Raw genomic sequence first — 13161 nt, 5'->3', positions numbered from 1 at the left:
CCCCGTCAACACACGGACTTCTCCCACGCTCATAACCGCGGTTCGGACCACCGCCGGCACCGATCTCCAAGCAAACAAAAGGCCCGGCTGCAAGCCGGGCCTGTCGTTTCTCTTAATCTTCTGGATCAGACGGGCTGACCGCCGGATGTCCGTTGCATATCAACCCTGGCTCACGCCTGGGGCTGCGGCTCCAGGCCCGGATCGGGCCGCGGCCGCGGCTTGCCGGCCGGCGGCACGGCCGACGCGCGCGGCGTCGACGGCTCGATCGCCGATTCGCGGTTCGGCTTCTTGCCCTTCAGGAGGTCGTTGATCTCCTCGCCGGTCAGCGTCTCGTATTCGAGCAGCGCCTGGGCGATCGCTTCCCAGTCGTCGCGCTTCTCGGTGATGATGCGGCGCGCCTCCTGCTCGCCGGCCTCGATCAGGCCGCGAATTTCGGAGTCGATCAGCCGGGCGGTATCGTCGGAGATGTTGGTCGAGCGCGCCACCGAGTGGCCCAGGAACACCTCCTGCTCATTGCTCTGGTAGCGGACGCGGCCGAGCTTGTCGGACATGCCCCATTCCATCACCATCGCACGAGCGAGGTTGGTGGCCTGCTGGATGTCGCCGGTGGCGCCGTTGGTCACCTTCTCCGGACCGAACTTCTGCACCTCGGCCTCACGGCCGCCGAACATCATCGCAAGCTTCGAGACGCACCACTCACGGGTATGCGAGTGGCGGTCGGCCTCGGGCAGCGACTGCACCATGCCGAGCGCGCGGCCGCGCGGAATGATGGTCGCCTTGTGGATCGGGTCGTGGCTCGGGACGTTGAGGCCGACGATCGCATGTCCCGCCTCGTGATAGGCGGTCAGCATCTTCTCTTCCTCGGTCATGACCATCGAGCGGCGCTCGGCGCCCATCAGCACCTTGTCCTTGGCCTCCTCGAACTCGGACTGCGTTACCATCCGCTTGTTGCGGCGAGCGGCGGTCAGAGCAGCCTCGTTGACGAGGTTCATCAGGTCGGCGCCGGAGAAGCCGGGGGTGCCGCGGGCGATGGTCTTGAGGTTGACGTCCGGCGCCAGCGGCACCTTGCGGACGTGAACCTTGAGGATCTGCTCGCGGCCGATGATGTCGGGGTTCGAGACAACGACCTGGCGGTCGAAGCGGCCGGGACGCATCAGCGCCGGATCGAGCACGTCGGGCCGGTTGGTGGCCGCGATCAGGATCACGCCCTCATTGGCCTCGAAGCCGTCCATCTCGACCAGCAGCTGGTTGAGGGTCTGCTCGCGCTCGTCATTGCCGCCGCCGAGACCGGCGCCGCGATGACGACCGACGGCGTCGATCTCGTCGATGAAGATGATGCAGGGCGCGTTCTTCTTGGCCTGCTCGAACATGTCGCGGACGCGGCTGGCGCCGACGCCGACGAACATCTCGACGAAGTCAGAACCCGAAATGGTGAAGAACGGCACGTTGGCTTCGCCGGCGACGGCGCGCGCGATCAGCGTCTTGCCGGTGCCGGGAGGGCCGACCAGCAGCACGCCGCGCGGGATGCGGCCGCCGAGCCGCTGGAATTTGCCGGGATCGCGCAGGAATTCGACGATCTCCTGCAGGTCCTGCTTGGCCTCGTCGACGCCGGCGACGTCCTCGAACGTCACCCGGCCATGCGCCTCGGTCAGCATCTTGGCGCGCGACTTGCCGAAGCCCATCGCCTTGCCGGCGCCGCCCTGCATCTGCCGGGAGAGGAAGATCCAGACGCCGATCAGCGCGATGAAGGGCAGCCACGACACCAGCAGCGACACGAACCACGGCACGTTGTCGCCGGGCGGCTTGGCCTGGATGTTGACCTTGGCGTCGTACAGGCGCTTCACGAGGTTCGGATCGCTCGGCGCATAGGTCTGGAACGACGAGCCGTTCTTGAAGGTGCCGTGAATCTCCGGCCCCTGGATCACGACGTCGCGCACATTGCCCTGATCGACCTCGGTCAACAGCTGCGAGAAGTTGATGTCGGTCGACGACGCGCGTTGCCCCGGGTTCTGGAAGAGTGTGAACAGCGCCAACAGCAACAGGACAATAATGACCCAAAGGGCGAAATTGCGCAGATTGGCGTTCATCGATTTTCCTTCGTGGTCGCGCGGATCGCGGCCGTTCGTCCTCGGACTCATCCCTGGGTAGCCACGAGGGAATCCCCCGGTCGACCATCTCGTAATCTAGGTACCACTCGCGGCAATGCCAAGGGAACTAGAAAGGACTATTTATCGCATCCTAGCCCGATTCCCGCTCAAAAAATGGCGCGGGAAAGCGCCGCCAAGGCAGGTGGTTAAGCGTCCGCGAAGGCGGTGAACCGCTTCAGACCCCGCGCGACCGCCGCGGCGGCGCGGGCGTGATGCGGATCGTCTCTCTCGTCATGCTTACCAGTGCACCAGCCAGGGTCTGTTTTAGCCTGCCCGGAGCAGACGTACCACCATCTGCGATCTCCGCAAGAGTCCGGTCCAGCCGCGCCAGCAGCGACTCTGCCTTGCCGAGTTCCACGGGACCTTCGGTTCCAACGCGGTTGATCGCGCGCATCAGCAGCCGCAGCCTGATTTCGGCTGGAAGTGCGACAAAGGCGCGCGCCTCGAAGGTCTCGCCGTGAATCGCGCCCACCGGCCTGCTCCCGGCCGCGCGCAGTGCAAGATAGCGTTCGGCGCCATCCACCATCAATTCGATCGCGGCATTGGCCCGTCCGAGCCGGTCGGCCAGCGTCGCCAGCGTCCGGGCATCGCCGCCCTCGGCGGCCAGAGCCGGCATCAGGGCGCGCAGCCGCGGCCGGGTGAAGGCGGGATCTTGATTGGTCGGATCATCTGCGAAAGGGATGCCGGCCGAGCGCAGCGTCGCCACCAGCCTGGCCTTGGCAACGTCGAGCAGAGGCCGCGCCAGCAACAGCCCTTCACGCTCGCTGAGCGGTGCCATCGCCGCGAGCCCCGCGATGCCGCTGCCGCGCAAGAGTCGCATCAGCACGGTCTCGGCCTGGTCGTCACGGGTGTGGGCGGTGACGACGTGTCCGGCGCCAGCCTGCCGCGCGGCGCGTGCCAGCAGGCGATATCTTGCCAGGCGCGCCGCTTCGGGAATCCCAGTGTCCGGCTTCTCATCGTTCCAGCGCAGGGTCCGGTGTGGAATTGCCAGCCTGCGCGCGGTCTCCTTCACCATGCGGGCTTCACGGGCGGACTCGCGCCGCAGCGCATGGTCGACCGTCACGGCCACAAGGCGCGGCCCCTCCGCGAGCCCCGCGCGCCACTGCGCCGCGAGCCACATCAGAGCCATCGAATCCGGACCGCCCGACACGGCGAGCACCAGCGCGGGCGCCCCCGAAAGCGGGGCGAACAGGCGCTCGGCTTCGGCTGCGGAGATCGCAGGATCGGCTTCGGAACGGGCCTTCGACATGGCGCCGCAGCCTACCCGCCCCGCCGATTATAGGCGAGAGGCTCCCCCTCGCCCGGGGACGTTCAGCACTTCACCCGCTTCTGCTCGCGATCGACGGTCGCCTTCACGCCCGCCGAGGCGCGCGGATATTTACGCGTCACTTCGCCGAACGCGGCGCAGGCGGCCTCCTTCTCCTTCAGCGCGGCCAGCGACTGGCCGAGCCGGAGCAGCGCATCCGCCGCCTTGCCCGACTTCTCATATTTCGTCGTCACGGCGAGGAAGACCTCGGCGGCATCGCGATATTGCTGACGCTGGTAGAAGCTCTCGCCGAGCCAGTATTGCGCGTCGCCGACCATCGGATCGTTCGGATATTTCTGGGTGAAGTTGCGCATCGTCTGCTCGGCCAGCGCGTAGTCGCGGCGCTGCATGTAGCCGATGCCGAGGTCGTATTCGTCGCGCGGCGTCTGCCGCGGCGGCGCGGTCTCCAGTCCGCCAGCGCCGGGAGCGGCGGCCGGCGGAGCACCCTGGGGATAGCGACCGCCCGTGTTGGCGAGAGTCGTGGGATCGCCGGCGGGACGGCCGGCGGGCTGGCCGCCACCCGGCTGGATCGGCAACTGGCCGCCGCCGAGCGCTTGCGGGGCGCCGGGAGCCGTCGGATTCTGGCTCGGATCGAACGCATCGCCGCGGCGGCCCCGGCCAGGGGCCGCGGGCTCCTGGACGATTTGCACCGGCGCGCCGGCCTGCGGCTGCGCGTAGCCCGGCTGCTGCTGGGGATAGGCCTGTTGCGGCTGGCCGTACGGCTGCTGGCCATATTGCTGCTGGCCGTTGGCCGGCTGAGCAGCCTGGCCGTAGGCGGGATTGGCCTGCGCCGGCGCGGCCGCGGTCGGCTGCGCCGCGGCGGCGCCCCCAGGTGCTGCGCCCTGCAGTTGTCGCAGCCGCTCCTCGAGCTGGCGATTGCGATATTGCAGCTCCTCGTTCTGACCGGTCAGTTGCCGGAGCTGATTTTCGAGCCGCTGAATCCGGATCTCGGGATCATCATCATCGGTCTGGGCGAGCGCCCGCGACGAAAATGCCTGGCACGAGAAAATGACGAGCGCGGCGAGGATCGCGGCGGCGCTCCGTGGAAGAAACATGAACGACATGCTGCCCTGACGACCAGATCGGCGAGACGTTGAAAACAGGCCTGTGAGCGTGGCTGTAAAGCAGAAATGCGACGGATACAAATGACGTTCAAGCGAAGAAAAAACCAAGTCCGGCCGAGACCCGCCGACAACAAACGATGAAGCCGGCGTCGATGGGCGACGCCGGCTTCATCAGCAACGGATTCGTTCAGCTTTATGAACTGGCGTTCAGGACCGTCACCGCACGGCGGTTCTGCGACCAGCACGAGATGTCGTTACAGACCGCCACCGGCCGCTCCTTGCCGTAGGAGATCGTGCGCATGCGGCCCTGGTCGATGCCGCGCGACGCCAGGAAGTTGCGGACCGACTGCGCGCGCCGCGCGCCCAGCGCAATGTTGTACTCGCGGGTGCCGCGCTCGTCGGCGTGGCCCTCGATCGTGAAGGAGTAGCGCGGATAGCTCTGCAGCCACTGCGCCTGCTTCTCCAAGGTCGCGATCGCCTGCGGCGTGAGATCGGTCTGATCGCTCTCGAAGAAGACGCGATCGCCGACATTCACGACGAAGTCCTGCTGGCTGCCTGGAGTCGCAGCGCTGGCCATCGCCCCGTCGGCCCCGGTGAGATTCTTGTTGGCGCAGGCGCCCATCGACAGCGCCACGGCCAGCACGGCGGCCAACTTCAATCCCTGGAGGATACGCATCTGATATTTCATTCCCGGAGCCTCCACGCTCACGTTCTTAGACTGCCATCCGGTCTACAGGGCGATGGTTAAGCGAACGTTCCGTCAACCTTGATGGGGTCTTGCCGAACCCCGTCAAATGCTAACGAAACCCGAAAAGCGACCGCGATGGTTAATGGGTTGTAAATGTGGCGCCAGGGTGAAGGCAAGCCGCTCAGCGCCTGCAGCAGGGCGCTTTTTCGCTGATTTTTGCATCGCTGCCACGGTGCGAACCGGCCGGACGGCCGAACTGGCCCCGATATCGGCCGACGATCAGCCAGCCCTCGCGACCGCGTGAATCCTGAACGAATCAGTGAAGGCGTCCGGCGCCGGACGATCGAACAGCATCCGTCGCTCGAACGCGCTCGATCGCATGAACGGAAAGCGCTGGAACACGCGATCGCGGATCGAAGGATAATGCGCCGCCACCAGGCCGACCGGCTTGGTGAGACCGGAGTAGAGCCGCGGTTCACCCCATGGTTCCTGCAGGAACACCTTCTTGTAGAACGCACGATGCTCGGGGCGCACGTTGGCGAGACCGATGTCCGCATTGAAATGGGCGCAGGCAACGTAGCCGAGCCGGACGGTCACATAGGGAAGCGCCGGAAACAGCCGCGCCTTCTCATGGTCGGCGACGAACCGAGTCGGGTCGATGATGACCTTGCCGCGATCGAGCTCGGGATGCAGCAGGTCGGCGAACATGTCCGAGGACAGCGATCGGCGCCATTGCGAGTTCAGCACGCTGATGCGGATCGAGCTGTAGAGCTCGCCATTGACGTAGACGCCGAAGATGAAGCTGTTGGGAAGATCGTCATATTCGTCGCTGACGCGTTCGCTGGGCGACGGCAGGATGGCGCCTTCACGCAGGTAGGCGCGGTAGCGCAGCCGATAGATCTCGTCCTTGTCTTCAGCAGTCAACGCCAGTCGATAGTCCACGTTCTCCAGCACATCCGACTTCTGCTCAGCAACGGCACTCACTCTAGCCGCCGACTTCATCCGCAACCCCTTTTCACACAACTCCTACGAGCAGTATGAGCTTAACAGCGGGTTAATGCCGACGCAAAGCTTTCGCCGGTACAAAGTTAACGGCACGTAGAATCCCGGAGGCGTAACCGTGACTTACGGGATTGGATGCTACGCTGGACGATTGCTTCGGATCACTTGCGTATCAAATCGAAACGGATTCGCTTGGCATGCACGTGCGATGTTTCCGAACGATGCGACGTGGGGTTGTTACATTGCCATTCCCATACGAGCCATGCTCGGACCGGCGGGATGCTGCGCACAGAGCCGCCTTCAGCACTGGTCGGTCTTTCCCGGCACCACCGCATCAAGGCGGAGGTCGGGCGATCAAGCGATCGAACGTGTCCCGCCGGCGGCCGCGATCGCCCCGTCGCTCGAACGGCGCCCATGCGATGCATTCAGGAGCTGCCGGATGCGGATGGCGGGGACGGGCCGGCTGAACAGATAGCCCTGCGCCTCGGTGACCGTACCGTCGGCGCTGACCAGTTCGAGCTGCTCGTTGGTCTCGATGCCCTCCACCACCACCGACATGCCGAGATCGGCGGACAATCTTGCGACACCGCGCAACAGGGTCAGCGGCCGATCGCTGTCGATTCCTTCGAGGAATGAGCGATCGATCTTGACCTTCTCCAACGGGAAGTTGTGCAGATAGCTGAGGCTCGAATAGCCGGTGCCGAAATCATCGAGCGAAATACGGACCCCGAGCATGTGCAGCTGCGACAGCACATCGTGGGTGAGCTGAGTGTTGCGCAACAGCGAGGATTCGGTGATCTCGATCTCGAGCCGATGCGGCGGCAGCCCGGACACTTCGAGCGCGTAGCGGACCTCACTGAGCACATCGCGCTGATGGAACTGCTGCGGCGAGAAGTTGACGGCGACGCTGACCGCATCCGGCCATTTCATGCATTCCAGGCAGGCCTTGCGCAGGATCCAGCGGCCGAGATCAACGATCAGGCCCATGTCCTCGGCGACGGGAATGATGTCGACCGGCGAGACCGTGCCGCGCACCGGGTGGTTCCAGCGCAGCAGCGCCTCGCAGGTCGAGATCTTGCCGGACTTCAGGTTGACCAGCGGCTGGTAGAACAGCTCGAACTCCTCGTTCGCCAGCGCCTTGCGCAGGTCGAGCTCGAGGATGCGGCGTGCTTCCACCGTCTGGGCGAGTTCATCGCGGAAGAAGCAGAAGGTGCCGCGTCCCTCCGCCTTGGCGCGATACAGCGCCATGTCGGCATTCTTCAGCAGGGTGTCGGCGCTGATCCCCGGCGCGGTCATGGCGATGCCGACACTGGCGCCGATCTCGACCAGGTGATTGTCGATCTTGTAGCGCTCGCTGAGCTGGTCGACGATCCGGCGCGCCAGCATCGCCGCGTCGTCGTTGGAGCGGATGTTGCGCTGGAACACCACGAACTCGTCGCCGCCGAAGCGCGCGACGAAGTCTTCAGGACGCAGCATGTCGCGCAGCCGCTCGGAGACCGCGCAGAGCAGTTGATCGCCGCAGGGGTGGCCGAGCGTGTCGTTGACCTGCTTGAAGCGGTCGAGATCGACGAACAGCAGCGCGGACAATTCGCCGTGCCGCTGCGGAATCCTGAGCAGCCGTTCGATCTCGTCGCGGAAGCTGACGCGGTTCGGCAAGGTCGTGAGCTCGTCGTAGCGCGCCAGATGCGAGATGCGCGCCTCGGCATGCCGGCGCTCGGTGATGTCCTCGAGCAGGACCACGGCGCCGCCGTCGGCCATCGGCTGGAAGGTCCAGGACAGCGACCGGTCGCGCGCGACGTCGGGATCGCTGGTAATGACATTATGGGTCTTGGTGTGCTCGATCTCGGCCAGGATCAGCCGGCCGCTCGAAGCGGAGATCGAGCCTGCAATCACGCAGGCGTTGATGATGTCGGCCGCCTTGCCGCCACGCTGCAGGATGTCATCCGGCAGGCTCATCATCTGGCCGAAGCGATGGTTCATCACGGCCAGACGCCCGTCGGAGCGGAACATGCACAGGCCGTGCGGCATGTTGTTCAGAGCCGTATCGAACTGCTTGGCCAGTGCGGCCTCGCTTTCGCGCGCCACGAAGGCCTGGACGAAGATCCGCTGCAGGTTGGTCGAGATGTGTTTCAGCGACACGAAGAACAGGACGCAGAACGCCGCCATGCCCAGGTAATAAGGGCTGCCGTGGATCGCGAGGGCCACTGCGAGCGGTCCGCAGGCGAGCAGGATCTGGACGTGGAAGATCCAGGGCCGCCCGTAGGTCCGGCCCGCGCCCGCCGACATGTAGCAGAGCGTCACCGTGATCGCGATCAGGTGCACCACCGGGTCGCTGTTGTCGACCAGGGCGACCACGCACCAGACGCCGAGCACCAGCGCATAGATCATGGCGCCGATCTGGTAGCGAACCTCCCAGCGCTCGACCGCCTCCTGCGTGAGGCGGCCGTTGTCGCACAGGCTTCGATAGTAGCGCATGTCGAGCGAACGGAACGCCCCTGCGATGATCAGCATCGCGGCACACGGCCACAGATTGACGTCGCCGCTCTTGATCGCGGTCATGACGGCGGCGACGGCGGCGCAGAGTGCGCCGGCGAACATCGGGCCGGGATCCTGGAAGAGGGAGTCGACGAGAGCCGCCTGGATCGCAGGCGACAACTTTCGATCGTCTTCTCCGTTCTGAGTGGCAAGCTGCATTCGTGCGCACGCGTCCTGTTCGGTGCACAAACATTACCGCTCGCAGGTGAAGTCTTTCTGAGGGAACATCGTTAGCGGAGCGTTTCCGCGTTCGCGAAGTGCACGAATTCGCTCGAAAATTCAGAGAACTAGGCAAACACTACCCGGCTACTACAACTAATAGTTCTGCCTTTCCATATTACACGCATCGCGCGACTGGAAAAATCGCGTCCACCACGACGTGAGCGGGCCCAGAGGCTCGCTCCATCACGACAGCAGCGGCGACCAGGCCGGATCCGAGGCGAAGCCCGGCGTCGGCACCTTCTGCTCGAAGCGGCCGGAGACGTCGATCGAATATAGCGACGGACCAGCGGTGCCGCCGGGGTCACGGAAGAACATCAGCACGCGGCCGTTGGGCGAGAAGGTCGGCCCTTCATTGTGGAAGCCGGCGGTGAGGATGCGCTCGCCCGAGCCGTCCGTCTTCATGATGCCGATCGCGAATTGACCGCCGCCCTGCTTGGTGAAGGCGATGAAGTCGCCACGCGGCGACCACACCGGCGTCGAGTAGCTGCCCTCGCCGAACGAGATGCGCTGCGCTGCGCCGCCACTGGAGGACATCACGTAGATCTGCGGTTTGCCGCCGCGATCGCTTTCAAAGCAGATCTGGCTGCCGTCCGGCGAGTAGCACGGCGAGGTGTCGATCGCCGGCGTGTCGGTGAGCCGCGTCGTCGTGCGCGAGCGCAGATCCATCACGAACAGGTTGGAGTTGCCGCCCTGCTGGAGGCTGAGGATGATGCGCTGGCCGTCCGGCGAGAACCGCGGCGAGAACGACATGCCGGGGAAGTTGCCGACGATCTCGCGCTGGCCGGTCTCGATGTTGAACAGATAGACCCTCGGGTCACCCTGCCCGAACTCCATGTAGGTGATTTCCTGGCTCGACGGCGAGAACCGCGGCGTCAGCACGAGGTCGGCGCCGCGGGTGAGGTAGCGGACGTTGGCGCCGTCCTGATCCATCAGCGCGAGCCGCTTGACGCGCCGCTCGGACGGGCCGCTCTCGTCGACGAACACGACGCGGCTGTCGAAATAGCCCTTCTCGCCGGTCATCTGGGTGTAGATCTGGTCCGAGATGATATGTGCGATGCGCCGCCAGTATTCCGGCGCCGTCACATATTGCTGGCCGGTGAGCTGCTGGCCTGAGTTCGGGTCCCACAGCCGAAACTCGGCCTTCAGCCGCCCGTCCGGCTGCCGCGTCGCGCGGCCGGTGACGAGCCCGCGCAGATCGAGCGGCTTCCAGCTCGCGAATTGCGGCGGGGCCTCGAAATTGCTGATGCGCTCGGGAAAGGCGGCCGGGTCCACCGGCGCGAACAACCCGCTGCGCTTGAAATTGTTGGTAATCACCTGTGCGATACCGTTGCCGACATCGGCGTCGCCGGCACCGCCGGGCACGAAGGGCGGAATCGCGATCGGGATCGGCTTGAACTCGCCGGGGCCGATAATCACACGTTGCGCGAACGCGGGCCCCGCGCCCAAGGCTGCCATGGCGGCTCCTCCGCCCAGCAGAACCTGGCGCCGCGTGGTGGATCCTGTCTTGCGCGTCGGAGGTGTCGTCAAGTTCGGCCTCGCATCGAATTCATCATTTTGAGGTTGAATGTCGCGGGTATCAACTTCCACTCATTGTACCGGTTCTTCGGCAGAAACGCGTAGGGCGCACAGTTCTCGACCGCACGCTTGGCATTTTCCGCCATGGCCAGGCTGACGGTACGGGACGGTCCGGTCATGCCGACGACGGCGGGAGCAGCAAAGAGCGATCCATCCGGCCGTAGCTGGATATCGAGATCAACGGAGATCTTGTCTTCATCCACGCCGCTATAGGGCGCATTGAAGCAGCGGGTGACCGCCTCCTGGAACGCGGCCTGCCAGCTCGCGACATTGGCCTCTGCCGTTCCTCGCACCGAGCCCAGCGCCGCATTCGCATTGATCTCGGATCCCGTGACCGCCTGCCGCGTCGGATCTTTCTGATTGATCAAGCTCGCCATCTTCTCGGCGTCGAACTTGCGCTCGCTCTTGTGCTTGGGCGGCTCCGGCGGCGCGGCGGCGGCCTGCGGCTTCGGCGGCTGCTTCGCCTTGTCCTTGTTGAGCACGCTGGCGATCTGGTCCGGATTGAACGGGTCCGGCTTCTTCTCCTCCGGCTTCGGCTTCTCGGCCGGCGCGGGCTTCGGCGGCTCCGGCTTCTTCTCGGCCACCGGCTTCGGCGTATCCGGCTGCTTCTCGACCGGCTTCGGCGGATCGGGCTTCTTCTCGACCGGCTTCTCCGGCTTGGGCTGCGGCTCAGGCGCGGCGTCGGTCTCGGTGACCTGCTTGGTATCGACCTTGCCGACGATGTCCTCGGTCGGCTTCTTCTCGCCGATCTTGTCGGCCAGCAGCTTCTGGGATTCCTTCTTGCCCGTCAGCGCGCCGGCCTTGGCCTTCGAGCTGTTGTCCTCCGAGATCACGTCGACCGGCACAAGGTCCTCCGGCGGCGCCACCATCGAGCGCGCGGAGAAGCTGAACAGGCCCCAGCACAGCACGAGCACGTGCAGGGCGACGGACAGCACTGTCCCCTTGCGCGTGCGCACGAACCGGATGAGGTCCTTCGACGTCATGAGCCCTGATCCGGCAGCACGACGATGCTGGCGCGATAGCCGGCATCGCGCGCCAGGCCCAGCACCTTCATCATGTCGGAGTAGCAGGCGTCGCGATCGCCGCGGATCTTGACGACGTTGTCGCCGCCGCCTGCGCCCGCCTCCTTCATCGCCTTGATCTTCGGCCCAAGCTCGTTGATCGCGATCGGCGAGTCACCGAGATACACGTCCACCTTCGACGCGCAGCCGCCGCCGGTCTTCTTCACGGTGACCTCGAGCGGCGGCTTGGCGTCGGCCGTCGAGGCCGAGCCGCCTTGCGCCTGGGGCAGGTCGACCTGGATGTTGACGGTGAGCAGCGGCGCCGCGACCATGAAGATGATCAGCAGCACCAGCATGACGTCGACCATCGGCGTGACGTTGATCTCCGCCATCACGGCCGCCTTGCGCCGACCGCGGCGACCACCGCCGCCGGACGCGCTGCCCATGCTCATGCCCATGCTGTGGTACTCACGATCCGGATGCCACTATACCTGCCCTCATCCCCGCTCGTCGATCTGACGGGACAAGATGGCCGAAAATTCATCTGCGAAGCCTTCCAACCGCTGCGCCTGCCGGTTCACCTCCGAAGAGAACTTGTTGTAGAAAATCGTCGCCGGGATGGCCGCGATCAGGCCGATGGCAGTGGCGAACAGCGCCTCCGCGATGCCCGGCGCGACCACCGCCAGCGAGGTGTTCTTGGAAGCCGCGATCGCCTGGAAGCTGGTCATGATGCCCCAGACCGTGCCGAACAGACCGACGAACGGGCCGGCGGAACCGACCGTGGCAAGCACCAGGAGACGGCGTTCCAGCCGCTCGACCTCGCGCGCGATCGACACGTTCATCACCTTCTCGATGCGCATCTGCAGGCCGGCGAAGGAGCGCGCGTGGCCCTCGAACGAGCGCTTCCACTCGCGCATCGCCGCCACGAAGCACGCCGCCATGGATTGCGTCGGCTTCGCCGATAGCACCCGGTACAGCTCCTCGATGGATTCTCCGGACCAGAAGGCCTGCTCGAACCGGTCCATCGAGCGACGGGTCCGCGAGAACAGGAACATCTTGTCGATCGCAATCGCCCAGACCCAGATCGAGCAGGAGATCAGGCCGAGCATGATGATCCGAACTACCCAGCCGGCATTGCCGAACAGATCGATCAGGGACAGGCCGCCGCTATCGACAGACATCTGCAGTATCCTCTCAACCAATCATCCCGGGATGCCCGGGACCATGCAGCCGCCGTTCCATGCCGGATGCCGTCGCGGCGGAAAGCGCCTGCGCGAGAAAACCCTGAACTGATCGCTTTAAGAGGCCCGCCGAAGCCATAAGCGGCCTGCTTCCTCTGCCAACGTGTCAAAACAAGGGCTCTTGGCGCGCGTAAGCGCCCCTTAACCAAACCCCCTCCGGGGTTAAGGCGGGGTTACCGCGGAGTATTGCCGAGGTCAAAGGTCCAGCCGGACCAGCCAGATAGAGCCTTTGTGATCAGCCGCTTGACCGTTTTGGCCGGCGGCGGACAGCGGCCAGCCGCCGCAGGCGGGCGGTATCGGAGAACGCAAAACGCCCGCAGGCGGGGGAACCGCAGGCGGGCGTCTTGTGCCGTCAGGGCGGGGGCTGAAAGCCCTGCGGC

At 65.3% G+C, this 13161-nt stretch carries 10 protein-coding genes; all 10 read right to left on the bottom strand.

Going from position 1 to position 13161, the window contains the following annotated elements:
* Positions 1-170 precede the first annotated feature (170 nt).
* A complete protein-coding gene (ftsH, locus tag ACQR13_RS29485) occupies positions 171-2087 on the bottom strand; it encodes an ATP-dependent zinc metalloprotease FtsH (RefSeq protein WP_315717576.1) in 1917 nt (638 codons plus the stop codon).
* Positions 2088-2322: 235 nt separating this feature from the next.
* Positions 2323-3396, bottom strand: a complete 1074-nt coding sequence (gene tilS / locus ACQR13_RS29480) for a tRNA lysidine(34) synthetase TilS (protein ID WP_316166872.1) — start codon at positions 3394-3396, stop codon at positions 2323-2325.
* A 62-nt stretch (positions 3397-3458) separates the two neighbouring features.
* Complete coding sequence (gene ybgF / locus ACQR13_RS29475; protein ID WP_315826697.1) at positions 3459-4508, bottom strand: tol-pal system protein YbgF; 1050 nt, start codon at positions 4506-4508, stop codon at positions 3459-3461.
* A 202-nt stretch (positions 4509-4710) separates the two neighbouring features.
* A complete protein-coding gene (pal, locus tag ACQR13_RS29470; protein WP_172133860.1) occupies positions 4711-5205 on the bottom strand; it encodes a peptidoglycan-associated lipoprotein Pal in 495 nt (164 codons plus the stop codon).
* A 279-nt stretch (positions 5206-5484) separates the two neighbouring features.
* Positions 5485-6207, bottom strand: a complete 723-nt coding sequence (locus ACQR13_RS29465; protein WP_315717579.1) for an N-acyl amino acid synthase FeeM domain-containing protein — start codon at positions 6205-6207, stop codon at positions 5485-5487.
* A 354-nt stretch (positions 6208-6561) separates the two neighbouring features.
* Positions 6562-8901, bottom strand: a complete 2340-nt coding sequence (locus tag ACQR13_RS29460; protein WP_315826695.1) for a putative bifunctional diguanylate cyclase/phosphodiesterase — start codon at positions 8899-8901, stop codon at positions 6562-6564.
* 246 nt (positions 8902-9147) lie between these two features.
* Positions 9148-10419 carry a Tol-Pal system beta propeller repeat protein TolB gene (gene tolB / locus ACQR13_RS29455; RefSeq protein ID WP_315717581.1) on the bottom strand — a complete coding sequence of 424 codons (1272 nt, stop codon included), beginning with the start codon at positions 10417-10419 and terminating at the stop codon, positions 9148-9150.
* 68 nt (positions 10420-10487) lie between these two features.
* Positions 10488-11522: a protein TolA gene (locus ACQR13_RS29450; RefSeq protein ID WP_315717582.1), complete on the bottom strand. Its 1035-nt coding sequence runs from the start codon at positions 11520-11522 to the stop codon at positions 10488-10490.
* A complete protein-coding gene (locus tag ACQR13_RS29445) occupies positions 11519-11998 on the bottom strand; it encodes an ExbD/TolR family protein (RefSeq protein ID WP_315717583.1) in 480 nt (159 codons plus the stop codon). Before ACQR13_RS29445 ends, ACQR13_RS29450 begins: the two co-directional genes overlap by 4 nt.
* Positions 11999-12037: 39 nt before the next feature.
* The gene (tolQ, locus tag ACQR13_RS29440) at positions 12038-12721 is read right to left on the bottom strand and encodes a protein TolQ (RefSeq protein ID WP_315717584.1); all 684 of its coding nucleotides are present in this window, start codon (positions 12719-12721) and stop codon (positions 12038-12040) included.
* Between the last annotated feature and the right edge of the window lie 440 nt (positions 12722-13161).

Origin of the sequence: Bradyrhizobium sp. HKCCYLRH3059, from assembly GCF_051168035.1 — a bacterium.
Classification (GTDB): Bacteria; Pseudomonadota; Alphaproteobacteria; order Rhizobiales; family Xanthobacteraceae; genus Bradyrhizobium.
Note: the sequence above shows the minus strand (reverse complement) of the source record. Positions and strands in the feature narration are given on the sequence as shown.

Coding starts and splice junctions, on each gene's coding strand:
- tilS (WP_316166872.1), bottom strand. CDS start 3,396: ATGTCGAAGGCCCGTTCCGAAGCCGATCCTGCGATCTCCGCAGCCGAA.
- pal (WP_172133860.1), bottom strand. CDS start 5,205: ATGAAATATCAGATGCGTATCCTCCAGGGATTGAAGTTGGCCGCCGTG.
- tolB (WP_315717581.1), bottom strand. CDS start 10,419: ATGGCAGCCTTGGGCGCGGGGCCCGCGTTCGCGCAACGTGTGATTATC.
- ACQR13_RS29465 (WP_315717579.1), bottom strand. CDS start 6,207: ATGAAGTCGGCGGCTAGAGTGAGTGCCGTTGCTGAGCAGAAGTCGGAT.
- tolQ (WP_315717584.1), bottom strand. CDS start 12,721: ATGTCTGTCGATAGCGGCGGCCTGTCCCTGATCGATCTGTTCGGCAAT.
- ftsH (WP_315717576.1), bottom strand. CDS start 2,087: ATGAACGCCAATCTGCGCAATTTCGCCCTTTGGGTCATTATTGTCCTG.
- ybgF (WP_315826697.1), bottom strand. CDS start 4,508: ATGTTTCTTCCACGGAGCGCCGCCGCGATCCTCGCCGCGCTCGTCATT.
- ACQR13_RS29450 (WP_315717582.1), bottom strand. CDS start 11,522: ATGACGTCGAAGGACCTCATCCGGTTCGTGCGCACGCGCAAGGGGACA.
- ACQR13_RS29460 (WP_315826695.1), bottom strand. CDS start 8,901: ATGCAGCTTGCCACTCAGAACGGAGAAGACGATCGAAAGTTGTCGCCT.
- ACQR13_RS29445 (WP_315717583.1), bottom strand. CDS start 11,998: ATGGGCATGAGCATGGGCAGCGCGTCCGGCGGCGGTGGTCGCCGCGGT.